This is a genomic window from Actinomadura sp. 1N219, assembly GCF_044326405.1.
Classification (GTDB): Bacteria; Actinomycetota; Actinomycetes; order Streptosporangiales; family Streptosporangiaceae; genus Spirillospora.
Genome location: NZ_JBIRAY010000006.1, coordinates 280,554 through 303,761 on the forward strand (window position 1 = coordinate 280,554; position 23,208 = coordinate 303,761).

General features: G+C 70.0%; 24 protein-coding genes and 1 tRNA gene. 2 read left to right on the forward strand and 23 right to left on the reverse strand.

All coding sequences use genetic code 11. The annotated features are described in order from the left end of the window. Positions 1–34: 34 nt before the first annotated feature. The 16 genes from ACH35V_RS20980 to ACH35V_RS21055 all read right to left on the reverse strand — a co-directional run bounded on the left by ACH35V_RS20980 (position 35) and on the right by ACH35V_RS21055 (position 14,667). Positions 35–1,078, reverse strand: a complete 1,044-nt coding sequence (locus ACH35V_RS20980; protein WP_395974527.1) for an MCE family protein — start codon at positions 1,076–1,078, stop codon at positions 35–37. After that, positions 1,079–2,110: an MCE family protein gene (locus tag ACH35V_RS20985; RefSeq protein WP_395974528.1), complete on the reverse strand. Its 1,032-nt coding sequence runs from the start codon at positions 2,108–2,110 to the stop codon at positions 1,079–1,081. Further along, positions 2,107–3,417, reverse strand: a complete 1,311-nt coding sequence (locus ACH35V_RS20990; RefSeq protein WP_395974529.1) for an MCE family protein — start codon at positions 3,415–3,417, stop codon at positions 2,107–2,109. Before ACH35V_RS20990 ends, ACH35V_RS20985 begins: the two co-directional genes overlap by 4 nt. 7 nt (positions 3,418–3,424) lie before the next feature. Next, positions 3,425–4,273, reverse strand: a complete 849-nt coding sequence (locus ACH35V_RS20995; protein WP_395974530.1) for an MlaE family ABC transporter permease — start codon at positions 4,271–4,273, stop codon at positions 3,425–3,427. Further along, positions 4,273–5,037: an MlaE family ABC transporter permease gene (locus tag ACH35V_RS21000; protein ID WP_395974750.1), complete on the reverse strand. Its 765-nt coding sequence runs from the start codon at positions 5,035–5,037 to the stop codon at positions 4,273–4,275. Before ACH35V_RS21000 ends, ACH35V_RS20995 begins: the two co-directional genes overlap by 1 nt. A gap of 92 nt (positions 5,038–5,129) precedes the next feature. Beyond that, a complete protein-coding gene (locus ACH35V_RS21005) occupies positions 5,130–6,245 on the reverse strand; it encodes an ABC transporter ATP-binding protein (RefSeq protein WP_395974531.1) in 1,116 nt (371 codons plus the stop codon). A 405-nt stretch (positions 6,246–6,650) separates the two neighbouring features. Continuing rightward, positions 6,651–7,037 carry a 50S ribosomal protein L7/L12 gene (rplL, locus tag ACH35V_RS21010; protein ID WP_395974532.1) on the reverse strand — a complete coding sequence of 129 codons (387 nt, stop codon included), beginning with the start codon at positions 7,035–7,037 and terminating at the stop codon, positions 6,651–6,653. Between the two features lie 52 nt (positions 7,038–7,089). Further along, positions 7,090–7,716, reverse strand: coding sequence for a 50S ribosomal protein L10 (gene rplJ, locus ACH35V_RS21015; protein ID WP_395974534.1), 627 nt, complete (start codon positions 7,714–7,716; stop codon positions 7,090–7,092). A gap of 336 nt (positions 7,717–8,052) precedes the next feature. Then, a complete protein-coding gene (locus tag ACH35V_RS21020; protein ID WP_395974536.1) occupies positions 8,053–8,937 on the reverse strand; it encodes a hypothetical protein in 885 nt (294 codons plus the stop codon). 112 nt (positions 8,938–9,049) lie between these two features. Further along, positions 9,050–9,901 carry a hypothetical protein gene (locus tag ACH35V_RS21025; protein ID WP_395974537.1) on the reverse strand — a complete coding sequence of 284 codons (852 nt, stop codon included), beginning with the start codon at positions 9,899–9,901 and terminating at the stop codon, positions 9,050–9,052. Between the two features lie 153 nt (positions 9,902–10,054). Beyond that, positions 10,055–11,578, reverse strand: a complete 1,524-nt coding sequence (locus ACH35V_RS21030) for a class I adenylate-forming enzyme family protein (RefSeq protein ID WP_395974538.1) — start codon at positions 11,576–11,578, stop codon at positions 10,055–10,057. A gap of 144 nt (positions 11,579–11,722) precedes the next feature. Next, the gene (gene rplA / locus ACH35V_RS21035) at positions 11,723–12,439 is read right to left on the reverse strand and encodes a 50S ribosomal protein L1 (protein ID WP_395974539.1); all 717 of its coding nucleotides are present in this window, start codon (positions 12,437–12,439) and stop codon (positions 11,723–11,725) included. Positions 12,440–12,499: 60 nt separating this feature from the next. After that, on the reverse strand, positions 12,500–12,928 hold the full coding sequence (gene rplK / locus ACH35V_RS21040; protein ID WP_395974540.1) for a 50S ribosomal protein L11: 429 nt from the start codon (positions 12,926–12,928) through the stop codon (positions 12,500–12,502). Between the two features lie 310 nt (positions 12,929–13,238). Further along, positions 13,239–14,141 carry a transcription termination/antitermination protein NusG gene (nusG, locus tag ACH35V_RS21045; RefSeq protein WP_395974541.1) on the reverse strand — a complete coding sequence of 301 codons (903 nt, stop codon included), beginning with the start codon at positions 14,139–14,141 and terminating at the stop codon, positions 13,239–13,241. Positions 14,142–14,221: 80 nt separating this feature from the next. Then, complete coding sequence (gene secE, locus ACH35V_RS21050; RefSeq protein ID WP_131963217.1) at positions 14,222–14,485, reverse strand: preprotein translocase subunit SecE; 264 nt, start codon at positions 14,483–14,485, stop codon at positions 14,222–14,224. A gap of 109 nt (positions 14,486–14,594) precedes the next feature. Further along, positions 14,595–14,667 (reverse strand) — tRNA-Trp (locus tag ACH35V_RS21055). Positions 14,668–14,945: 278 nt separating this feature from the next. On the opposite strand from ACH35V_RS21055, the gene ACH35V_RS21060 reads away from it, so the two are divergent. After that, on the forward strand, positions 14,946–16,157 hold the full coding sequence (locus ACH35V_RS21060) for a pyridoxal phosphate-dependent aminotransferase (RefSeq protein ID WP_395974543.1): 1,212 nt from the start codon (positions 14,946–14,948) through the stop codon (positions 16,155–16,157). Between the two features lie 186 nt (positions 16,158–16,343). Here the strand turns inward: ACH35V_RS21060 and ACH35V_RS21065 are convergent, their stop codons facing one another. The 3 genes from ACH35V_RS21065 to ACH35V_RS21075 all read right to left on the reverse strand — a co-directional run bounded on the left by ACH35V_RS21065 (position 16,344) and on the right by ACH35V_RS21075 (position 18,774). Then, a complete protein-coding gene (locus ACH35V_RS21065; protein WP_395974545.1) occupies positions 16,344–17,084 on the reverse strand; it encodes a hypothetical protein in 741 nt (246 codons plus the stop codon). A gap of 3 nt (positions 17,085–17,087) precedes the next feature. Further along, positions 17,088–17,597: a SigE family RNA polymerase sigma factor gene (locus ACH35V_RS21070; RefSeq protein ID WP_138644182.1), complete on the reverse strand. Its 510-nt coding sequence runs from the start codon at positions 17,595–17,597 to the stop codon at positions 17,088–17,090. A gap of 190 nt (positions 17,598–17,787) precedes the next feature. After that, positions 17,788–18,774, reverse strand: coding sequence for a hypothetical protein (locus tag ACH35V_RS21075; protein ID WP_395974547.1), 987 nt, complete (start codon positions 18,772–18,774; stop codon positions 17,788–17,790). A gap of 221 nt (positions 18,775–18,995) precedes the next feature. On the opposite strand from ACH35V_RS21075, the gene ACH35V_RS21080 reads away from it, so the two are divergent. Next, positions 18,996–20,066, forward strand: coding sequence for an adenosine deaminase (locus tag ACH35V_RS21080; RefSeq protein ID WP_395974549.1), 1,071 nt, complete (start codon positions 18,996–18,998; stop codon positions 20,064–20,066). A gap of 46 nt (positions 20,067–20,112) precedes the next feature. On the opposite strand, the gene ACH35V_RS21085 is transcribed toward ACH35V_RS21080, so the two are convergent. From ACH35V_RS21085 to ACH35V_RS21100, 4 genes are all read right to left on the reverse strand, one after another. Then, the gene (locus ACH35V_RS21085; protein WP_395974751.1) at positions 20,113–20,694 is read right to left on the reverse strand and encodes a TMEM165/GDT1 family protein; all 582 of its coding nucleotides are present in this window, start codon (positions 20,692–20,694) and stop codon (positions 20,113–20,115) included. A gap of 252 nt (positions 20,695–20,946) precedes the next feature. Continuing rightward, a complete protein-coding gene (locus ACH35V_RS21090; RefSeq protein WP_395974550.1) occupies positions 20,947–22,014 on the reverse strand; it encodes a UDP-N-acetylmuramate dehydrogenase in 1,068 nt (355 codons plus the stop codon). Between the two features lie 103 nt (positions 22,015–22,117). Further along, complete coding sequence (locus tag ACH35V_RS21095; protein WP_395974551.1) at positions 22,118–22,543, reverse strand: MaoC/PaaZ C-terminal domain-containing protein; 426 nt, start codon at positions 22,541–22,543, stop codon at positions 22,118–22,120. Continuing rightward, positions 22,543–22,980: a MaoC family dehydratase N-terminal domain-containing protein gene (locus tag ACH35V_RS21100; protein ID WP_395974552.1), complete on the reverse strand. Its 438-nt coding sequence runs from the start codon at positions 22,978–22,980 to the stop codon at positions 22,543–22,545. Before ACH35V_RS21100 ends, ACH35V_RS21095 begins: the two co-directional genes overlap by 1 nt. Between the last annotated feature and the right edge of the window lie 228 nt (positions 22,981–23,208).

Genomic DNA, 23,208 nt, shown 5'->3' on the forward strand with positions numbered 1-23,208 from the left:
GAACCTGCCTGGTCACGGGAGGAAGTCACGGAAGTCACGGGAGGAAGGGGAGGGGGTTGTCGGTGTTGCCGGTCTGGCCGCCCGGCTTTCTGGTGGTCGTGCCGCCGCCCTTCGGGGCCTGGATGGACGCGGGGATCGGGATGAGGTTCTGGATCCAGGAGTCGAACCAGCGTCCGGTGCCGGTGACGTCCGCGAACTGCCGGGCGAACGGCGCGAACAGCTGCAGGATCCGGTCGAGGTTGTCCTGGTTCTTCAGAAGCACCTGGTTGACCTTCGCCAGGTTGTTCAGCATCGGCCGCAGCTGCTTCTCGTTCTCGCTGATCAGGGCGTTGACCTGCTGGGACAGGGCCACGGTGTTGACGAGGAGCTGGTGGATGACCGCGCGCCTCGCCTGGACGGCCTGCAGCACCCGGTCGCCGTCCGCGACGAGCTTGGCGAAGTCCTGGTTGCGGTCGGCGAGCAGTTTCGACACGTCCTTGGCCTTGCCGGCCAGCTCGTGCAGCTGGTCGTCGCGCGACGCGACCGTGTTGGACAGCCGCCGCAGGCCCTGCAGCGACGCCCGGACCTCCTCCGGGGAGTTCTTGAACGTCTCCGACAGCACGTCGAACGACTTCGCGACCTGCTGGACGTCGATCGCGCCGACCCGCCGGCTCAGCTCGCTGATCGCCGGGACGACCTCGAACGGGACGTGCGTCCGCTCGATCGGGATGTTGCGGCCGAGCCTGCCCTTGCCGCGCGGGGTGAGCGCCACGTAGTGCGCGCCGAGCACCGTCTTGATCTTGATGCTGGCCTCGGTGCGGTCGCCGAGCCGGACGCCGTCGTCCACCTTGAAGGTGACCCTGACGCGGTCGCCGTCGAGTTCGAGGTCGGTGACCTTGCCGACCTTGACGCCCGCGATGCGGACCTCCTCGTCCTTCTTCAGCCCGGCGGCCTCCTTGAACGCGGCGGTGTGCGTGTCGCCGCCCGAGATCAGCGGGATGCTCTCCAGGTTCATCGCCAGCACCACCAGGACGATGATGACCGCGAACCCGGAGAGGCCGATGGGGACCGGGTTGCGCTCCCGGAACGTGACCCTCATCTACTTGCACCTCGCGTTCTCGTTCATGATCGCCGGTGTCTGGTAGACGGGGCCGCCTGGCAGGCGCACCTTCGCGTCCATGCCGCAGATGTACATGTTGAACCAGGACCCGTAGGACGAGATGTTGACCAGCTTCTCCAGCCGGACCGGCGTCCGCTGCAGGCCCTTGTCCAGGTCGCGCTTGTTCGCGTCCAGCGTCGCGGTCAGCTTCTGGAGCCCGGCGATGTCGTTGCGGAGGCTCGGGCGGGCGTCGGCGAGCAGGTCCTGTGTGGTGCCGGTCAGGCCGTTGATCGCGGTGACCGAGTCGAAGATCGCCTGCCGGTCGTCGGAGACGCCGCCGACGAAGCTCCGCAGGTCCCTGATCAGCTGGTCGACCTGGGTGTGCCGCTGGTCGATGGTGCCGAGGACGCTGTTCAGGTTGTCGATCACCCGGCCGATGACCTTGTCCCGGTCGGCGAGCGTGTTGGTCAGCGACGCGACGTGCGCGAGCAGGCTGTTGATCGTCCCGCCCTCGCCCTGCAGCACCTGGACGAGCTGCATCGCGAGCGTGTTGACGTCCTTCGGCTCAAGCGCGCGGAACAGCGGCCGGAACCCGTTGAACAGCGTCGTGAGGTCGAGCGCGGGCGCGGTCTGCGTGACCGGGATCGTGTCGCCGGGGTCGAGGTAGGCGTTGGACGCCCCTGCGCCGTCGGTCAGCGCGAGGTACCGCTGGCCCATCAGGTTGCGGTAGCGGATCTGCGCCTTCGTGGACGACGGCAGCCCGTTCCTGAAGACCCCGCCCTCCTGGACGCTGAACGTCACCTCCGCCTGGTTCCCCTTGTGCAGCCGGACGCCCTCGATCTGCCCGACCCGGACGCCCGCGACGCGGACGTCGTCGTTGTCCAGCAGGCCGGTCACGTCCGTGAAGATCGCCTTGTACTCGATCGTCTCCCGGAACCGCAGGTTGGCGATCGTCATCGCCAGCACGCCGGTGGCCACCGAGGTGACGACCACGAAGATCGTCAGCTTGATCGCGGCGCTGGTCGTCCTCACCTGATCGTCACCACCGATCCGTCCGCGAGCAGCGGGCCGAACAGCAGCGCCGACACGTCGGAGACGTCGCCGGCCTGGGTCCGCGTCATCGGCCCGACCACGTTCTTGATCTTTTCCTTCTCGCTCATGGAGCCCGGGTCGACGAACACGTTGGACAGGGCCCTGCCGCGCCCGCCTGCGGCGGGGGCGTTCGGGTCATCGGGGTTCTTCCACCACAGGTCGTCCTGGGTGCCGTCCAGGGCCAGGTAGTCGGGGAACGGGACCTTCGGGTTCGGCAGGCCGTAGCAGCGCGGGTTGCGCTGGTCCTTGGCCTCGGGCAGGTCGAGCGGGTACTTGTAGCCCGGCCGCGGCTTGACGATCTCGATGGTCAGGTTGAACGTCTTGGAGCCGTTGCCGCCGCCCGCCTCCTCGGCGTCCGGCCTGATCTTGGTGAGGCCGGCGAACACGCACGGCAGCGACGGCGAGTACCGGGCGACCAGGCCCAGCACGTCCCGGTTCGCGATGTTGACGCCGATGATCTTCGGGCCGTTGTGCCGCATGAAGGTGTCGGCGTCCAGGGCCAGGTTGGTGGTCGCCGGGATCAGCTGCTCGATCGTCGCCTTCTCGTCGGTGATCGTCTTGCTGGTCACGTTGAGGTTGCGGAGCGTCTGCAGCAGGTCGGGCGCGGCGGCGTGGTAGACGTCGGACACGTCCGCGAGGCCGTTCAGGTCGTGCACCAGCGTGCCGAGCTGCGGGTTGATCTTCCGGAGCAGCTCGTCCGCCTGCTCCAGGTTCCGGCCGATCTGGTCGCCGCGTCCCTGGAGGGCCGTGGCGAGTGCGTTCAGCGTCGCGTTCAGCTGCTCCGGCTTCACCGCGCGCAGCAGCGGCAGCAGGTCGTTCAGGAGCTTGTCGATCTCGACGGCGGCCTGCGAGCGGTCCTGCTGGATGACGGCCCCCTCCGCCAGCCCCAGAGGGCCCGGCTGCGCGGGGATCTGCAGGTCGACGTACTTCTCGCCGAACAGCGTCTTCGGCAGCAGCCGCGCCTGGACGTTGCGCGGGACCAGCTTCGCCTTGCCGGGATCGAGCGCGAGACGCAGCGTCGCGCCCTTCGCGGTCGCGTCGATCCCGCGCACCTCGCCGACGATCAGGCCGCGGACCTTCACGTCCGAGTGCGGGAGCAGCTGCAGCCCGGCGCGCTCGGCGTCCACGGTCACCTCGGTCACCGGGGTGAACGCCTTGTTGTAGAAGGCGACCGTCAGCGCCAGCAGCAGGCCGATCACGATGACCATCGCCGTGCCGAGCAGCCGGTATCTGATCCGTTCGCTCACCGCGCCGTCACCCGCCGATCCGGACGCCGGTGCCCGTGCCCCAGATCGCCATGCCGAGCATCAGGTCGGTCACGTTGATCACGACGATGCTGGTGCGGACGGCGCGGCCCACCGCGACGCCGACGCCCGCCGGGCCGCCGCTCGCGTGGTAGCCGTAATAGCAGTGGATCAGCATCACCAGCACCGAGAAGATGATCACTTTTCCGAATGACCACAAGATGTCGTTCGGCGGTAGGAACAGATGGAAATAGTGATCGTAGGTGCCCGTGGACTGTCCGTAGAACACGGTCACGATGACCCGCGTCGCCCCGTAGGACGCGAGCAGGCCCACGATGTACAGCGGGACGACCGCGACCATCCCGGCCAGCATCCGGGTCGTGACGAGGAACGGCATCGACGGGACGGCCATGACCTCCAGCGCGTCGATCTCGTCCGAGATCCGCATCGCGCCGAGCTGCGCGGTGAACCCGCAGCCGACCGTCGCCGACAGCGCCAGCGCCGACACCAGCGGCGCGATCTCGCGGGTGTTGAAGTACGACGCGACGAACCCGGTGAACGCGGCCGTGCCGATCTGGTTCAGCGACTCGTAGCCCTGCAGCCCGACCTGGCTGCCGGTGAAGAACGTCATGAAGCCGACGATCACCACCGAGCCGCCGATCACGGCGAGGCCGCCGGTGCCGAGGCTGACCTCCGCCAGCAGCCGCAGCACCTCGGAGCGGTAGCGGCGCAGCACCCGGAACGTCCACGCGAAGGCGCGGGCGTAGAACGAGATCTGGTGGCCGAAGTCGTCCAGCCGCTGCAGCGGCGCGTTCACCACCCGGGACATCGTCTTCCCCGTCTTGCCAGGCGCCGCCATCACATCCCCTTCGACGGGACGAGCTGGAAGTACAAGGAGGAGATCAGGAAGTTCTCCACGAACAGCAGCATGAACGTGATGACGACGGTCTGGTTCACCGCGTCGCCGACGCCCTTCGGGCCGCCCTTGGCGTTCAGGCCCTTGTAGGCCGCGACGAGCCCTGCGGTGATGCCGAACACGAACGCCTTGAACTCGGCCTGCAGCAGGTCGGGCAGCTGCGCGATCGCGTTGAAGGACGCCAGGTACGCGCCCGGGGTGCCGCCCTGCAGCATGACGTTGAAGAAGTAGCCGCCCATCAGCCCGACCACCGAGACCAGGCCGTTCAGGAACAGCGCGACGAACGCGCACGCGAGCATCCGCGGGACGACCAGGCGGTGCAGCGGGTTGATGCCCAGCACCTCCATCGCGTCGATCTCCTCGCGGATCTTGCGGGAGCCGATGTCGGCGCAGATCGCCGACCCGGCGGCGCCCGCGACCAGCAGCGAGGTGACCAGCGGGCTCGCCTCCCGGACGATCGCCGCCACGGCGGTCGCGCCGGTGTAGGACTGCGCGCCGAACTGCCGGATCAGCCCGCCGACCTGCAACGACAGGATTCCGCCGAACGGGATCGCGACCAGCATCGTCGGGACGACGGTGACGCTGACGATGAACCACGCCTGCTGGATGAACTCGCGCCACTGGAGCGGCCACTTGAACGTCGCGCGGCCGGTGTCCAGGCACAGGGCGAAGAACCGTCCGGGCTCCTTGACCAGGACGTTGGCCATGCCGTCGCCGACCTTGCGGAACGTCACGGAAGAGCCGCCGCCCTTCCTACCCCGTCGCCGGCCCGCGCCGATACCGGTATCGGGAGGGGACATCAGTACCCTGCACCCGACCCATGACGTCCTGGCGGCGGGTTGCCCGGGAAGCGCCCGCCTGGTCCGGCTGGTCCGCCGGGGCCGCCCGGAGCACCGGGCGCACCGGGACCGCCGTGCGCGCCGACCGGGGTCATGGACGCCACGTACCGCGGCCACTCCTCCACCCAGTTGCGTCCCAGGTCGTCGACGAACGATCCGGGCGGCGGGGTGACGCCGTGCGCCGCGCACCAGGCGCCGGGCGCGTGCATCCCGGCGCGGAGCATGCCGTTGCTCGGCATCTGCTGCGGCGGGATCGGCGGCAGCTTGCCGGGGTCGTGGCCCAGCTTCGCCTCGGCCTCCAGCTCCGACTCGTCCTTCTCCTCGGACATGCCGATCGGGCCGACCTTGCTGGCGTTGAGGAACTGCCGGACGACCGGCTCCTCGCTGGTCAGCAGCATCTCCCGCGGCCCGAACATGGCGAGGTGGCGCTGGTACAGCAGGCCGATGTTGTCGGGCAGCGTCCGGGCCGTGTTGATGTCGTGGGTGACGATGAGGAACGTCGCGCCGATCTGCGCGTTGAGGTCGATGAACACCTGGTTCAGGAACGCGGTGCGGACGGGGTCGAGGCCGGAGTCGGGCTCGTCCACCAGCAGGATCTCGGGGTCCAGCACCAGCGCGCGGGCCAGCCCGGCGCGCTTCTTCATCCCGCCGGAGATCTCGCCGGGCAGCTTGTGCTCGGCGCCGAGCAGGCCGACCATCTCCATCTTCTCGAGCACGATGTTCTTGATCTCGGACTCGCGCTTCCTGGTGTGCTCGCGCAGCGGGAAGGCGATGTTGTCGAAGAGGTTCATGGAGCCGAACAGGGCGCCGTCCTGGAACAGGACGCCGAACAGCTTCCGCGTCTCGTAGAGCTTCGACTCGGGCAGGCGGGGCAGGTCCCGGTCACCGATCCAGATGTGCCCGCGGTCGGGCTTGAGGAGCCCGACGAGCGACTTGAGGAAGACCGACTTGCCGGTGCCGGACGGGCCCAGCAGCACGGAGATCTCACCGGCGGGGATGCTCAGCGACACGTCCTGCCAGATCACCTGGCGACCGAAGGACTTGGTCAGGCCCTCGACTCTGATCTCGACGCCCACTCGTCACCTTTCGTCCAGGCCGGGGGGAAATCCCGAACCAATGAGCGAGTAGCACTCAGGCTCTGTCTGCACTCAGGCTTTTTCTGTACTCAGGCTCTGTCTGTCACGCGCTGTCTGTCCGTCGCACGTCCTGTCGTCACACCGTGTGGCCACCGTCTTACTACCGTTCGGTAGCCGGGAGGGTTCCCCTACCGTAGCGGCACCCCGGCCAAATGGAAGGGGTTCCCGCCCAGATCAGCGGCTAAATGCGACGTCGTAAGACAATCGTTACTTAGAGCCCTATGAGACTAGCGGTCCAAGACCAGGACGGCCAGGTGCGGCCATGTCCCCGGCATGCGAAGGAGGCGGCCGCACCCACCCGATGGTGGGACGACCGCCTCCCAGGAAGCAGTGGCTCGGAGCGCCTTACTTGACGGTGACCGTCGCGCCGGCCTTCTCCAGGGCCTCCTTGGCCTTGTCGGCGGCCTCCTTGTTGACCTTCTCCAGGAGCGGCTTCGGCGCGCCGTCGACCAGGTCCTTGGCCTCCTTGAGGCCGAGGCTCGTCAGCGCGCGGACCTCCTTGATGACCTGGATCTTCTTGTCGCCGGCACCCTCGAGGATGACGTCGAACTCGTCCTGGACCGCGGCCTCCTCGGCCGGGGCCGCGGCGCCGGGGGCGACCGCGACGGCGGCGGCCGGGGCGGTGGCCTTGACGTCGAAGACCTCCTCGAACTCCTTCACGAACCCGGAGAGCTCGAGAAGGGTCATCTCCTTGAACGCGCCGATCAGTTCGTCGGTGCTGAGCTTCGCCATGATCTTTCCTCCGCTATGGCTTGAGAACTGGGGATGGTGAACCGCGGGTGCCTTACTCGGCTGACGCCTCGGCGGCGGGGGCTTCGGCGGCGGACGCGTCGTCCGCGTCGGACGCGTCGACGGCCGGAGCGTCGGCAGCCGGCGCCTCGGCGGTCTCGCCGCTCTCCTCGCGCTTGGCGCGCAGCGCCTCGGCGAGCTGGGCCGCCTGCGTCGGCAGGGCGTTGAAGAGCGCGGCCGCGTTCGCCATGGAGCCCTTCATCGCGTCGGCGAGCTTCGCGAGGAGCACCTCGCGAGACTCCAGGTCCGCCAGCTGGGTGATCTGCTTGGCGTCCATCGACTGACCGTCGATGAAGCCGCCCTTGATCACCAGCATCGGGTTGGCCTTGGCGAAGTCGCGCAGTCCCTTGGCCGCCTCGACCACGTCGCCGCGGACGAACGCGATGGCCGACGGGCCCTCCAGCAGTTCGCCGAACTGCTCGTCGACACCGGCCTCGTTCGCCGCGCGCTTGGTCAGCGTGTTCTTCACCACGCGAAACCGTGCGGTCTCGCCGAGATTGCCGCGCAGTTCCTGCACCTGCGCGACGGTAAGCCCGCGGTACTCGGTCAGCACGGCGCCGTTTGAGCTCTCGAACTCGTTCTTGAGCTCGGCGATCGCCGCGTCCTTATCGGCCTTGGCCATGCGGCCTCCTTCCGATTACCTGGGTGGTCACGACCCTCGTCCGTCCCGGACGTCCGGGACGGGTTCCGATCGACCAAAAAACGCCCCGGCGCAGGCGCGCGGGGCGTCCAGGCACGGCACGGAGGCCATGCGGAAGCTCTCGTCTCACCTGCGCAGGCCGCCCGAACGAGTTCGGGTCCTTCGGCCACCTCTCGCGAGGTGACGACCGGCGGTCTTCGGCAGGGAACAGAATACGTGCGTCTCCCGATTAGGCCAAATCCGGGGACGGCGAAGGGCCGCGCCGGTTCCGGCGCGGCCCTTGGTCGTGTGGTTTCCGTTCTGTTTCCGGCGTGCGGGTCAGCTGCCCGGGATGCCGCCACCGCCGCCCAGGCCGTTCAGCAGCTGGCTGAAGTCGGTGGTCTGGCTCGCGGGCGGCGCGGCGATCTCCACCGGCTTGCCGTAGTCGCGGTACGTCATCGTCATGTTCATGACGCCGTCGGCCGTCTGCTGCGACTTCATCGCCAGCTTGCGGGGGAGCTGCTCGCCGTCCACCCACAGGTCGAAGGTCATGTTCTGCATGCCGCTGTCCGCGTAGCTCTTGCGGAGGGCCTCCCGGCTCTCGGCCGGCAGCTTGGAGAGCGCGTCCTCCATCCGGTAGGTGCCGGTGTAGTGCGTCGTCTCGACGCCGTTCACCGTCTCCTTGCCGACCTCGCGCACGTCCTTGGACGCCGTCAGCATCTTGGTGTTCTGGACGGGGTCCATCTGCTGCGACTGCTGGAGCAGTTCCTCGATGTTCATCCCGGACTTCTTGCCCAGCTCGTCCAGCGAGATCTTCAGCCACGGCTTGGCCGCGGACCCGCCGCCGAGCTGCGACAGCATCGGGATCTTCATGTACATGGTCCGGCTGACCAGGACGTACTCCATGCCGCCCATGGACTTGCCGCCCACCGACATCTGGTCGAAGCGCATGCTGTAGGCGAGGTCGGGCTTGGTCCGGTACTGCATCTGGCCGGTCGCCGAGACGTCGCCCTCGTTCGTCCCGTTCATCTGCATCGACAGGTCGGCCTTGAACGAGTCGACGCTGCCGGTCTTCTCGGCGGCCTTGCCCAGCACCTGCGCGGCCGACAGCTTCAGGTTCTTGCCGGCCTCGTCCACCTTGTTGCCGGCGTCCCCGAGACAGCCGGTCAGCGAGAGGGCGAGGCCGGTCGCCAGCGCCGTGCCCACGGCGAAACGACGGATCATGTGGGGGGTCTCCTTGGTCTGGTCCTGGCTGTCAGAGCCGAATGGTAGATCAGACGCCGAGGAGACCCCGCAGGTTCACACAAGTCCGAAGATGCCGGGGATGACGGGTTTCTCAGTTCCCGCCGAGCATCCCGCCGAGCGACAGCTGCCCCACCTGGTCGGACGGCGGCGCGTTCACGCTGAACGACTCGCCGTAGTCGCTGTACAGGACGGTCACCGTGCCGGTCTCGCCCTGCGGGCCCGTCGCCTTGGACACGAGCTTGCGGGGCAGGTTGTCGCCGTCCGTCCAGAGATCAAAGTTGATCTTGCTGTTGGCGCGGTCCTTCGGCAGCCACTTGGCCACCTTGTCGCGGGACTGCGCGTCGAGCTTGTTCAGCGCGTCCTGGACGGTCACCGTCCCGGCGTAGTGCGTCGTCTTGACGCCGTCGACCGTCTCGGCGCCGACGCGGCGGGCGTCCTTGGAACCGGTGAACATCTTCGTCTGCTCGGCCGGGTCGACCTGCTGGACCTGCTGGAGCAGGCTCTGGACGTCGAAACCGGTCCGCTGCGCCATCTGGTTCACGTCGATCTTCAGCCACGGCTTGCCGCCGCTGACGAACTTGGCGAGCTGCGGGACCTTCGCGTACAGGACGTTGTCGGTGAACAGCGCCTGGCCCTTGGCGCCGGGGACGGTCCGGCCGTTGGTGCTGAACTCGTCCAGCTTCGCGCTGAACTTCAGCGCCGGACGCAGCTGGAACTGGCCGTCGGCGTGGACCTTGCCGCCGTGCTCGCCGGTGCCCGTCACCGTGAGGTCGGCCTTGAACGTGTCGGTCTGGCCCGTCTTCTGGGACGTCTTCAGCAACGCCTGGTCGGCGCTGAGCTTCATGTTCTCGGTGCTCGTCGTCCCGTCCCCGCCGCATCCGGACAGGAGGAGCGCGGCACCCACGGCGGTGCCTCCGGCGGCCACCATGAGTCGTCGGTTCATGAGGGTAGAGCCTCCCTTGATCGCCCTGCTGGTGTTCCCAGTCTCCCGACGCGTTAACGGCGCTACATCCCCCGGTGGTACGAATGCCCGCCGCGGCGGTACGACCCGCGGCGTAGCCGAGGGGGAGCCGAATGACCGGGGCCGGGAACGGCGCTAGGGGCGTTCGGTCAGGGTGGCGCGGAGGGCGGACTTGCGGATCTTGCCGGTGGCGGTGCGCGGCAGGGCGTCCACGAACTCGATGCGGCGGGGCGTCTTGAACCCGGCGAGCCTGGCCCGGCACGCGCCGATCAGCGCGTCGCCGTCCGGCGGGACGCCGTCGGGGACGATCACCGCGCACACCGTCTGCCCCCAGCGCGGATCGGGCAGCCCGATCACGGCGACCTGGCCGACTCCGGGGACGGTGCGCAGCACGTCCTCGACCTCGCGGGACGAGACGTTCTCGCCCCCGGTGATGATCACGTCCTTGAGGCGGTCGACGAGGTAGAGGTAGCCGTCGACGTCGACGCGGCCGACGTCGCCGGTGCGGAACCAGTCTCCGGTGAAGGCCGCTGCGGTCGCGTCCGGATCGTCCCAGTAGCCCGTCGTCACCTGCGCGCCCCTGACGACGACCTCGCCCAGCGCGTCGGGAGGGAGGGGCGTCCCGTCCTCGCCGATCACGGCGATCTCGACACCCTCGCCCGGACGGCCCGCAGACGCCGCCAGCTCCGGCCTGGAAGCGATGGCAGCGCGGTGGTCGTCCGGGGACAGGAACGTCGCGTTGCCGGACAGCTCGGTCATGCCGAACCCCTGGTTGAAGTCGCAGCCCAGCACGTCGTAGGCACGGCGCAGCAGCGCGACCGGCATCGGCGCGGAGCCGTAGGAGATCACCCGGAGGCCGGCACGGAGGGCGTCGCGTGCCGCTGGGTCGGCTTCGACGTGCGCGAGCAGGTCTTCGAGCATCGTCGGGGCCAGGGACAGGCTCGTCACGCCGTGCCGGGGCGTCGCCTCCACGAGGGCTGCCGCGCTGAACCGGCGCAAGACGACGGCATGCCGCCGGAACAAGTGGTGCAGCATGACCTGGTATCCGGCGACATGGCAGAGCGGGAACGGCGTGAGGAACACGTCGTCCGGCCGCACGGGCCTGCCCGACGCCGACACCTCGATCCCCGCGAGCAGGCTCTTGTGCGTGAGCCGCACACCTTTCGGACGGCCAGTCGTGCCGCTGGTGAACATCAGCCAGGCGACCTCGGTGTCAGAGGCCGCGGCGGTTGGACGGTGGGAGGGCGAGGCATCCCAGGGCAGGTCTTCGACGGCGACCAGCGGAGGACTGTCGGCGGGGAACTCTGCCTCGGCGGCCAGCCGGTCGAGCAGGTCGGGTTCGCCGATGACGAGCTCGGCGCCGCTGCGGACGATCTGGTCGGCCCATTCGCGAGGATGCAGCCGCTGGTTGAGCGGCACAAGGATCCGGCCGTCCCGCGGAACCCCGTAGTAGGCCGCGACGTACTCCGGACAGTTGTGCGCCAGCAGCGCGACCCGTGCCCCGGGCGAGCAGCGGGCGGCGAGGTGGGAGCTGAGCGCGTCCGTGCGGCTTCTGAGCTCGCGGAACGTCCATGTGGCGCCGTCCACCGACAGTGCGGGCGCGTCGGGGGCGTCCCGTGCGGCGGTGTCGAGTACGTCGTAGAGCCGCGTTCCGTCCATCGCTCCCCCTCGCTCTCCGCGCCGATTAATCTACCAATCGACTGGTGGGCTGGCGGCGCTCGGTCCACTGAGCCGGACGGGGGGCCGCAGAACGCGGCAGGGCGCCCCCGCCGTGGCGGGGACGCCCTGTCCGATGACGCTCGGTCAGACCTCGTCGAGCTCCGCGGTCAGGTTGCGGATCGCGTTCGGGTCCACCGGGATGCTCGGGCCCATCGACGTCGTCAGGATCGCCTTCTTGACGTACCGGCCCTTGGCGGCGGACGGCTTGAGCCGCTGGATCTCGTCGACGGCCGCGGCGTAGTTCTCCACCAGCTGGCGCTCGTCGAAGGACGCCTTGCCGATGATGAAGTGCAGGTTCGCGTGCCGGTCGACCCGGAACTCGATCTTGCCGCCCTTGATGTCGGTGACGGCCTTCGCCACGTCCATGGTGACCGTGCCCGTCTTCGGGTTCGGCATCAGGCCGCGCGGGCCGAGCACCCGGCCCAGCCGTCCGACCTTGCCCATCTGGTCGGGCGTCGCCACGACCGCGTCGAAGTCCAGGAAACCGCCCTGGATCCGCTCGATCAGGTCGTCCGAGCCCACCAGGTCGGCGCCCGCGGACTCCGCCTCCTGCGCCTTCGCGCCGACGGCGAACACCAGCACGCGGGCGGTCTTACCGGTGCCGTGCGGCAGGTTCACGGTGCCGCGCACCATCTGGTCGGCCTTGCGCGGGTCGACGCCGAGCCGCATGGCGACCTCGACCGTCGGGTCGAACTTGACGACCGACGTCTCCTTGGCCAGCTTCACGGCCTCCACCGGGCTGTACAGCCGCTCCCGGTCGATCTTGTCAGCGGCCGAGCGATAGCCCTTGCTGCGCTTCATGTGCGTTCCTCCACTGGAACTCGTGGTACGGGCCAGCGCCGGCCCTTCCACTGGGGTGACTTACTTGACGTCGATGCCCATCGACCGCGCGGTGCCGGCGACGATCTTCTCGGCGGCGTCGAGGTCCTTGGCGTTCAGGTCGGGCATCTTCGTCGTGGCGATCTCGCGGACCTGGTCGCGGGTGACCGAGCCGACCTTGGTCTTGTGCGGCTCGCCGCTGCCCTTCTCCACGCCCGCGGCCTTCAGGATGAGCTGCGCGGCCGGCGGGGTCTTCGTGACGAAGGTGAACGAGCGGTCCTCGTAGATGGTGATCTCTACGGGGATGACGTTGCCGCGCTGGGAGTCCGTGGCGGCGTTGTACTGCTTGCAGAAGTCCATGATGTTGACGCCGTGCGGACCGAGCGCGGTACCGACGGGCGGCGCCGGAGTCGCCTGCCCAGCCTGCAACTGGACCTTCACCAGGGCGGCGACTTTTTTCTTGGGAGGCATGCGAACCCCTTTGTCCCATTTATCGGTGGTTCCGACTCCCGGCCAGTCCGGGCAACACGGCGGCTGGGACGCGTCCACCGTGTAGGAACCGCTATGAACCTCGGCATCTCCGCAGGTACGAAGGCGACCGCTTCACCGGCCGGTTTCCTGGCGGACTGCTCAAGAGGCAACCCGTCCAGCATACGGCCTTGGCGGAGTGAGTCGGTTCAGCCCGGCCGCCTGGACGTGAGGCGCCGTGGCCCCGCCCGGACAAGCGTACGGGCCGCCTCCGCGTTGGCGGGGGACGGCCCGGACGTGGCCTGATCGGCCCTCAGATCTTGGAGACCTGGTTGAAGCTGAGCTCGACCGGGGTCTCGCGGCCGAAGATCGAGACCAGGACCTTGAGCTTCTGCTGTTCGGCGTTGATCTCGTTGACGGTGGCGGGGAGGGTGGCGAACGGGCCGTCCATGACGGTGACGGACTCGCCGACCTCGTAATCGACGGTCGCGGCGGCGGCCTTCGCGGCCTCCTTGGCGGGCGCGGTGCCCTCCTCCGGCTCGGGGGCCAGCAGGTTGGCGACCTCGTCCAGGCTCAGCGGGGACGGCTTGTTCAGCAGGCCGACGAACCCCGTCACGCCCGGCGTGTTGCGGACCGCGGCCCACGACTCGTCGGTCAGCTCCATGCGGACCAGGATGTAGCCCGGCAGGACCTTCTCGTTGACCTTCTGGCGCTTGCCGCCCTTGATCTCGGTCACCTCGTGCTGCGGGACCTCGATCTGGAAGATGTAGTCCTCCATGTTGAGGGTCTGGGTGCGGGTCTCGATGTTGGTCTTGACCCGGTTCTCGTACCCCGCGTAGGAGTGCACGACGTACCAGTCGCCCGGCTGGAGGCGGAGCTGCATCTTGAACTCGGCGTACGGGTCGACGGGCGGCTCGGCGGGCGCCTCGATCTCCTCGTCCTCGCCTGATTCGTCCGCCTCGGCTGCCTCGTCCGCCTCTTCGGCGGCGCCGTCCTGCTCGCCCGTGACGGCGGCGGCGAGATCGTCGGCGTCGTCGGCGGGGCCCGGCTCGGGACCCTCGTCCTCGAGCTTCGTGTCCGCGGGTTCGGCGTCGCCGGCGGAGACGGCCGCCTCGGCCGCCTCGTCGACGGGCTGCGCCGCCTGGTCCGCCGCAGCAGCCGCAGCGGACTGGGCCTCGTCAACGGCCTCGTCGTAGGGCTGTGAGGGCTCGGACACGGTGACTCTTTCTGTCGGTCTTCGGTGATGAACTTGCGATGGCGCGGGGCGGTCGTCCCGGACGGACCGGGCCGCGGCGGCTAGCCGAAGACGGCGTAGACGCCCTCCTGCAGCCCGTAGTCCACGGCGGAAACGATCGCGACCATGATCAGCACGAAGACGAGGGACACGGTCGTGTAGGTGATGAGCTCCCGCCGCGTCGGCCAGATGACCTTCCGCAGTTCGGCGGCGATCTGGCGCACGAACAGCGCCGGGGACGTCCGCCTGGAGGAAGACCTCTCCTTTTTACCCTTGCCTTCGTCCTTGGCCTCGGGCTCGTCGCGCTCGTCAGTCTCGGTCGCCATAGCCGCCGTTCACCTCATCGGTCGTGATCCAACCACCATGTGGTTGCCGCGCGGTCCCGCGCCGCGGTCGCCACGGCGTGGCGGGCACGGGTGCGCGCACCGCACCTCGCAGGGCAGGAGGGACTCGAACCCCCAACCGCCGGTTTTGGAGACCGGAGCTCTACCAATTGAGCCACTGCCCTTCGATTTCTCCGGCTAAGGAGAACCCCGACCATGGGATCGGGACGTGTCGCGTACCAGCTTACGACCTCGTCCGGCATCGGTGTGCGGACAGGCTCGTATGGCGGGGACGCGTCACTAGGACGGTGAGTCTACGGCCACAAGGCCGCCGCGTCGAACCAGATGGGCCGTAGATCCTCGGGCGGGCGCGGCGCGCCGCCGGGGCGGTGCGGGGGCGTGCCGTCCGACCGGCCGCGATATATGGCTCGGGCACCGGGACGGCGTCTGTAACGATAGGGGCATGAGCATCGACCGTCCTCGTATCTCCAAGCGCATCGCCGCGATATCCGAGTCCGCCACGCTGGCCGTCGACGCCAAGGCCAAGGCGCTGAAGGCGGCGGGACGCCCGGTCATCGGGTTCGGCGCGGGCGAGCCCGACTTCCCGACTCCCGACTACATCGTCGAGGCGGCGGTCACCGCGTGCAGGGTGCCGCGCTTCCACAAGTACACGCCGGCGGGCGGGCTGCCCGAGCTGCGCGCCGCCGTCGCCGAGAAGACCGAGCGCGACTCCGGGTACCGGGTCGAGGCCGCGCAGGTCCTGATCACCAACGGCGGCAAGCAGGCGGTGTACGAGGCGTTCGCGGCGCTGCTCGACCCGGGCGACGAGGTGCTCGTCCCGACGCCGTACTGGACGACCTATCCCGAGTCGATCAAGCTGGCGGGCGGGGTGCCCGTCGACGTCGTCGCCGACGAGACCACCGGTTACAAGGTGAGCGTCGAGCAGCTTGAGGCGGCCCGCACCGACCGGACGAAGGTGCTGCTGTTCGTGTCGCCGTCCAACCCGACCGGCGCGGTGTACACGCGCGACGAGGTCGAGGCGATCGGCCGCTGGGCGGACGGGCACGGCCTGTGGGTCATCACCGACGAGATCTACGAGCACCTCGTCTACGGGGACGCCGAATTCCACTCGATCCCCGTGGTGGTGCCGGAGCTGGCCGACCGGACGCTCGTCCTGAACGGCGTCGCGAAGACGTACGCGATGACGGGCTGGCGGGTCGGCTGGATGGTCGGCCCCGCGGACGTGGTGAAGGCCGCGCAGAACCTCCAGTCGCACGCGACGTCCAACGTGGCGAACGTGTCACAGGCGGCGGCGCTCGCCGCGGTGACCGGCGACCTGTCGGCGGCGGCGGAGATGCGCAAGGCGTTCGACCGGCGCCGCAAGACGATCGTGAAGATGCTGAACGAGATCCCGGGCATGGTGTGCCCCGAGCCGGAGGGCGCGTTCTACGTCTACCCGTCGGTGAAGGAGCTGCTGGGCAGGGAGATCCGCGGGAAGCGTCCGGAGACGTCGGTGGAGCTGGCGTCGCTGATCCTGGAGGAGGCGGAGGTCGCGCTGGTGCCGGGCGAGGCGTTCGGCACGCCGGGGTACTTCCGCCTGTCGTACGCGCTCGGCGACGACGACCTCGTCGAGGGCGTCTCGCGTGTCGCGAAGCTGCTCGCCGAGGCGGGCTGACCCGCCGACCACCGAATCTCTCGACGTCACGAGCCGGCCCCGGGCGCACACAATTTGCCCGGGGCCGGTCCCGTGTGGAACGGGCCCGCCTCCTGATCCCGTCCCGGAATGTCCGGCGGGACGTTCCGCGCGGCCCCTCTCCGCTATGGAACGTCCCGCCGGAACGGGGTCATCGTGTTCTCTGCTTCATGGGCGGACGCCTTCGGCGATGCGCATGAGGTGGCCGGTGACCGATCCGCCCGCGGACACGGTCACGCCGACGTTCGGCCCGGCCAGCCAGGAGATCTGGCGTCCGGAGCCGGGAAGGTCGCCGGTGAGCGCGGGCGTCCCGCGGACGGACGTGCGGCCCGGGATGCCCGTCGACTTCATCAGCTCCTGCGGCCCGGCGAGCCCGCCCTTCACCAGGACGATCTCCACCCAGCCGACGTCCCCCCGCCACTTGCAGGTCGTCGTCTTGCGTTCGGCGCCGCCCGTCACCGCGCACGGCGCGGCGGCGGTGAGGCCGTCGGGAAGGTAGGTGATCCAGCTCGGCAGATCGTGCAGCCCGGTGCCGGGCTTGCGCGTCCCGCCGCCCGGTCCGCCGGGCGGGTGCTCGGGATGGCTGGTCGCTCCCGCCCCGGACCGTCCCTTTGCTGACGGGGGCCGGGAGAGGCCCGGGGCGGGCGGCCGTTCCGGCTGCTGGAACGCCGAGACAGTGCTCGTCGGACGTGTCGTCTCGGAGTTCCCGGCAGGTGTGGCCCGGAACGACTGATAGGTGGGCACCAGGGCGAGCGCGGCGACCGAGGCGGCGACCGCTCCGGCGGCCGCGTGGATCCGCGTCCTCCTGCGCCGGTGGCGGCGCTTGACGTCCGCGACGAGCGACGGCGCCGCGGACGCGCCGGACACCTGCTCGGCCATGGCCTTCCGCAGTTCACTCTCCAGATCCATCGCTCATCTCCCCAGTGGCGCCAGGTTCTTGTCGAGGCGTTCCCGGAGCCTGGCCAGCCCCCGGGACGCCTGGCTCTTGACCGTTCCGACCGAACAGCCGAGCGCCTGCGCCGTCTCCGCCTCCGACAGGTCCTCCCAGAAGCGCAGGACCAGTACGGCCCGCTGCCGCGGACCGAGCTTGCGCAGCTCGTCCATGAGCGTCCCCCTCAGCTCGACGGCGTGGTTGGGCGAGACGGCCGGCGTCTCCGGAAGCCTCGCCATGTGGATCTCCCGTAGCACCTTCCAGCGGCGGGACCGGCTGATCACGAGGTTGACCAGGATCCGGCGGACGTAGGGTTCCGGATCGCTGCCAGCCTCCAGCCGGCCCCAGTGCCGGTAGGCCTTTTCCAGCGCGGTCTGCAGGATGTCCTCGGCGTCCTGCCGGGCCCCGCACATCAGTGCCGCGGTGCGCAGCAGGGCATCGCCGCGTTCCGTCACGAACTCCACGAACGACCTGTCGTCTCGACGCCCCACCTGTGCTCCGTCCCGGCTAGAGCAAATCCGGCGTACCTACCGAGAGCGGGCGGCCTCCGCGCCGGGCCGCCCGCCCGCGTCTTTCTTTTTTCGCGCCCGCGCACCGGCTCCCCGCGCGATCGTGCGGCCGGTGCGCTCGCGGGCCCGACGCGGGCGGTCTGCGTCCCTCAGACCGCCCGCGTCCTTTCCTCTACTGGGCCTGGCGCAGGGCGGTGGTCACGTCCTTGAGACCACCCGCGAGAACCGGGCTGCCGTTGACGAACATCGAGTAGCCGTTCGGGTCGAACAGCAGCACGCCGCTGCCGCCCGGGCCCACCCAGCCGGCCGCCCCGTACACGGTGATCGGGGTGCCGCCCTGCGGCAGGTTCAGCGCCTGCCGGAGCTGATTCTGCGACATTCCGGCGGGCGTCTTCAGCGTTTCCACGGTGATCCACTGGCCGGCGGTGCCGGTCCACTTCTGCGTGACGGCGCAGATGTTGTGCTTGCGCAGCTCAGCGGCGCCCGGGACGGTCGAGGCGTAGCGCAGGCCCTTGGTCAGCATGACGGCCTTCTCGACCGGGCTGCCGACCTTCACCGCGGGCGGCAGCTTGCTGCAGTCGAGCTTGGGCGCGGAGGGTAGGCCGGGCTTGCCGGGGACGCGGCCGGCCGGCGGCGCCGGGAGGTTCTTGCCGAGGTCGTCGGTGGACGGCGCGCAGGTGGGCAGGTTCTTCGGGAGCGTCTTGGCGTCCGGGGCCTTGACGCCGGGGACGTCGCTCTTCGGCACGTCCGCCTTCGGCAGGGTGCTGGGGACGCCCGGGTTCGGCACGTTGCCGGGGACGCCCGGGTTCGGCGCCCCGGGGACGGCCGGGACCTCGGGCTTCGGCAGCTGGCCCTGCGGCAGGTCCTTGCCGACCGGGTTCTGCTTCAGGTGCTTCTCGATCTCCTTCTTGGCGGCGGCGTCGGGGAGCTTGCCGTCCGGGAGCTTCGCGCCGGGCAGGCCGGGCTTGGCCGGCAGGCAGGTCGGGGGCGTGGCGGGCAGCTTGTCCTGGACCTGGCGCTCCGCGGCGGGCGCCTTCGCCGCGGGGGGCTGCGGGGTCGCGGGGTCGGAGGCGCCGGTCATCGCCCACGTCGCGCCGCCGCCCACGGCGACGGTGCCGACGGCGGTCGCCGCGATCAGAGCGGCCTTCAGCGTGATCATCGTGTATCCCTTCTGCCCGTCTTCCATGCGGGGGTGTGCCTGTCTCTCTCTGGCGCCCCTCGTATACGCACGGTGCCGGGACGGGGTTGCACGTGATTCCAAAGTTTTTTCGGCGATGCCCATGGGCTGGATGGCCGCGCGGTGTCATGCGAGGTAGTCCGGTGTGATGATCCTGTCGGGCCGGGGGTTCCGCGGGGCTGAAGATCCGGCAACATTGGCTCATGGAGGCCCGTACCGTTTCATCCCGCTCGGAGCACCCACGCGTCGCGTGCGGCTCCACCCGTCCGGACGTGGCCCTGCTCCCGAAGGCGCACCTGCACCTGCACTTCACGGGTTCGATGCGGCATTCCACGCTGGTGGAGCTCGCCGACGTCCACGGCGTCCACCTGCCGGACGCGCTCGTCGAGGACTGGCCGCCCCGCCTGCACGCGACCGACGAGCGCGGATGGTTCAGGTTCCAGCGCCTGTACGACATCGCGCGCTCGGTGCTGCGGACGCCCGACGACCTGCGCCGCCTGCTCCGCGAGACCGCGGAGGACGAGGCGGCCGAAGGCTCGGGCTGGCTGGAGATCCAGGTCGATCCGAGCGGCTACGCGGCGATGTTCGGCGGGCTGACCCCGACCGTCGAGCTGGTGCTGGACGCGGCGCGGGCGGCGTCGGACGCGTCGGGCGTCGGCATCGGCGTGGTGATCGCGGCGAACCGGACGCGGCACCCGCTGGACGCGAAGACGCTCGCGCGGCTGGCCGTCCGGTACGCGGGCGAGGGCGTGGTCGGGTTCGGGCTGTCCAACGACGAGCGGCGGGGACGGGCTTACGACTTCGAGGGCGCGTTCCGGATCGCGAAGCGGGGCGGGCTGCTGGCCGTGCCGCACGGCGGCGAGCTGCTCGGGCCGGCGAGCGTCCGGGAATGCCTGGAGACGCTGCGGGCCGACCGGATCGGCCACGGCGTGCGCGCGGTCGCCGACCCGCGGCTGGTGGCGTCGATCGCCGAGCGGGGCGTGACGCTGGAGGTCTGCCCGGCGTCGAACGTGGGCCTCGGGGTGGCGGCGACGGCGACGGACGTCCCCGTCCGGGCGCTGTACGAGGCGGGCGCGCCGATCGCGCTGGGCGCGGACGACCCGCTGCTGTTCGGGTCGCGGCTGGCCCGCCAGTACGACCTCGTCCGCGCGGAGCACGGTTTCTCCGACGCCGAGCTGGCGGACCTGGCCCGCCAGTCGATCAGGGCCTCGGCGGCGCCCGACGACGTCCGGCGCCGGCTGCTGGCCGGAGTCGACGCCTGGCTCACCGGCTGATCCGGCGCGCCTTTACGCGGTGGCGCGCTTTACGCGGTGGCGCGCTTTACGCGGTGGCGCCTTCGATGAGCAGGAGGACGCCGAAGACCGCGAACCCGGCGGCGGCGCCGTACTTGATGACCCGCTCGGGGAGCCTCCTGCCGAGGATCTGACCGATCACGATGGCGAGCCCGTCGGCGGTGACCATCCCGATCGTCGAACCGGCCCACACGCCGGTCAGCGCCAGGAATCCGCCGTTGTCGGCGGCGAGGGTGACGGTGGCGAGCATCGTCTTGTCGCCCAGTTCGGCGAGGAAGAACGCCCCGCCGACGGCCAGGATCGCCGAGCCGGTGGCGCGCCTGGCCTTGTCGCGTTCGGTGTCGTCGAGTTCGTCGCCGCGCAGCGTCCACGCCGCGAAGCCGAGGAACGCGAGGCCGGCGAGGATCGAGATCGGGCCGGTCGGGAGCGCGGCCCCCAGCGCGGCGCCGAGCGCGACGCTCGCCAGGTGGACGATCGCGGTCGCGGCCGTGATGCCGATCAGCACCGGGAGCGCCCGGAAGCGGGTGGCGAAGGTCATGGCCATGAGCTGGCTCTTGTCGCCCAGTTCGGCGACGAAGATCACGGCCAGGCTGATGAGGAAGGCGGACACCGGTTCCCTCTCGCTCGGATGCCGAGCGGAGGGCGGGAGCTTCGGGAGCAGCGGGCCTCGGCCCGGCATAACTGCCAGGCCGAGGGTCTCGTCCGCCCGGATCGGGACCGGGCCCGCGTGACCGGGCGCCACAGGCGGCGCCAGTATGTCGATCACGCGATTGGGACTACTCCCCCTCGACGTTTCGACAGTATCAAGCCCTGGTCAGGGGCCCAATGTCGGTCATGTCACACCCGTGGGAGGGGCGGCGGGTCAGAGGGTCACGCCGATCAGGACGGGCTCGTTCACCAGCTCGACGCCGAACGCGTCGCGGACGCCGTCGCGGACCTCGCGGGCGAGGGCCAGCAGGTCGGCGGCATCGGCGCCGCCCGGGTTGGTGAGGGCCAGGGTGTGCTTGGTGGAGATCCGCGCCGGTCCGCGGGCGTGGCCCTTGGCGAAGCCGGCGCGGTCGATGAGCCAGGCGGCGGACGTCTTGATCCGGCCGCCCGTCTCCGGGTAGCGGGGGAAGGCCGCGTCCGGTCCGAGGCGTTCGGCGACGCGGCGTTCCAGGTCGGCGAGCTGGCCGGGCTCCAGGATCGGGTTGGTGAAGAACGATCCGGCGCTGCGCGTGTCGGGGTCGGCGGCGTCCAGGACCATGCCCTTGCCGCGGCGCAGTTCGAGGACGGCGTCGCGCGCCTCTTTCAGCGTCACCCTGTCCCCGGGCTGGACGCCGAGCCTTTTCGCCAGTTCCGCGTAGGCGATCGGCTGCGACTCCTCGGACTCGTGCAGCGCGTACGTCACGTCCAGGATGACGTACCGGTCGTGGCCCTTGAACGCGCTGTGCCGGTAGGTGAACCGGCAGTCGTCGCGGTCGAGGGTGACGTGGGCGCGGGCGTGCCGGTCGTAGGCGCGGACTTCGACGACCGTCTCGCTGACGTCCTGGCCGTAGGCGCCGACGTTCTGGATCGGAGTCGCGCCGACGCGTCCGGGGATGCCGGACAGGCATTCGACGCCGGCGAGGCCGTCGGCGACGCAGCGGGCGACGAACGGGTCCCAGTCCTCGCCCGCCTGGACGCGGACGAGGACCCGGTCTCCGTCGGCGGCGACGCGTTCGGCGCCGCGGGTTCCGACGTGCACGACGGTGCCGGGGAAGCCCGCGTCGGACACGACCAGGTTGCTGCCGCCGCCGAGCACGAGGACGGGTTCGCCCGCGTCGTCGGCCGTGCGGATCGCGGCGACGAGCTCCGCCTCGGTCGTCGCCTCGACGAAGCGCCGGGCGGGACCGCCCAGCCGCAGCGTGGTGTACCCGGCCAGGTTCACCTCTTCAGCGAACACCGCCACGTCGACTTTCCCTTCCCCGTACCTGCGTCGCCCGTCCTCGCGCGGCGGCGCCCGGCCTCGCCCGGCCGGCTTGGCCTGGCGTGCGGCCGTCCGGCCTCGGCGGTCAGGCGAGCTTGACGACCGCCTTCGCGCGCGTGAGGACCTTCTGGCCGTCCGACCTGGCGGTGAGCGCCACGACGACCTTGTTGTCGTCGAGCTTCTCCTCCACCTTGCCGCTGATCTCCAGCGTCGCGCCGCCCTCGTCGGGGACGACGACCGGAGAGGAGAACCGTACCCCGTAGTCGACGACGCAGCCCGGGTCGCCGGTCCAGTCGGTGACGAACCGGCCGCCCTGCGCCATCGTGTACATGCCGTGCGCGATCACGTCCGGGAGCCCGACGGCCTTCGCGACGGACTCGCGCCAGTGGATCGGGTTGAAGTCGCCGGACGCGCCCGCGTACATGACCAGATCGGCGCGGTCGATGGGGTACGTGCGTGCGGGGATCTCGGTGCCGACCTCGACGTCGGCGTACTTCACGGTGGCGGTCATCAGGCCCCTCGCTCCACGATCGAGTTGTAGGACTTGCAGATCATCTCGCCCTCGACGGTCTTGACGTCGGTCTCGACGGCGATCTTCTCGTTGCTGCCGATGGACCTGATCTCGGTGATCGTGGTGGTGCAGGTGACGACGTCGCCGGCGCGGAGCGGGCGGACGTACTCGAACCGCTGCTCGCCATGGACGACCATCGCGAAGTTGAGCCCGAGGCCGGGGTCGGCGAGGGCGGTGCCGCCGAAGGAGACGACGATCGGGAAGGTGGGCGGCGCGATGACGTCGGGGTGTCCGGCCGCCTTGGCGGCCTCCTGGTCGCGGTAGACCGGGTTGGGGTCGCCGATGGCGTCCGCGAACTCGCGGATCTTCACCCGGCTCACCTCGTACGGTTCGCTGGGCGGGAAGGTCCGCCCGATGAAATCACGGTTCAGTGCCATGCAGTGCCGTCCCTCCAGGTCGACCGGGGCTTCGGACGGACGTTAACAGAACGACGTTCAGCCCGCCCTCGCGGGTCTCGCCGGCGAGGACGGGCTGATCAAGGTCGGGGCAAGCGTGCGAAGAAGCTGCCGCTTCACGGGCGTCGAAACCCGCTCGGCGTCGGAATTCCCAGTACGGACGGCGGACGGCGTCTAGTGGGCGCCGTGTCTCTCGTCCGGGCCACGGGC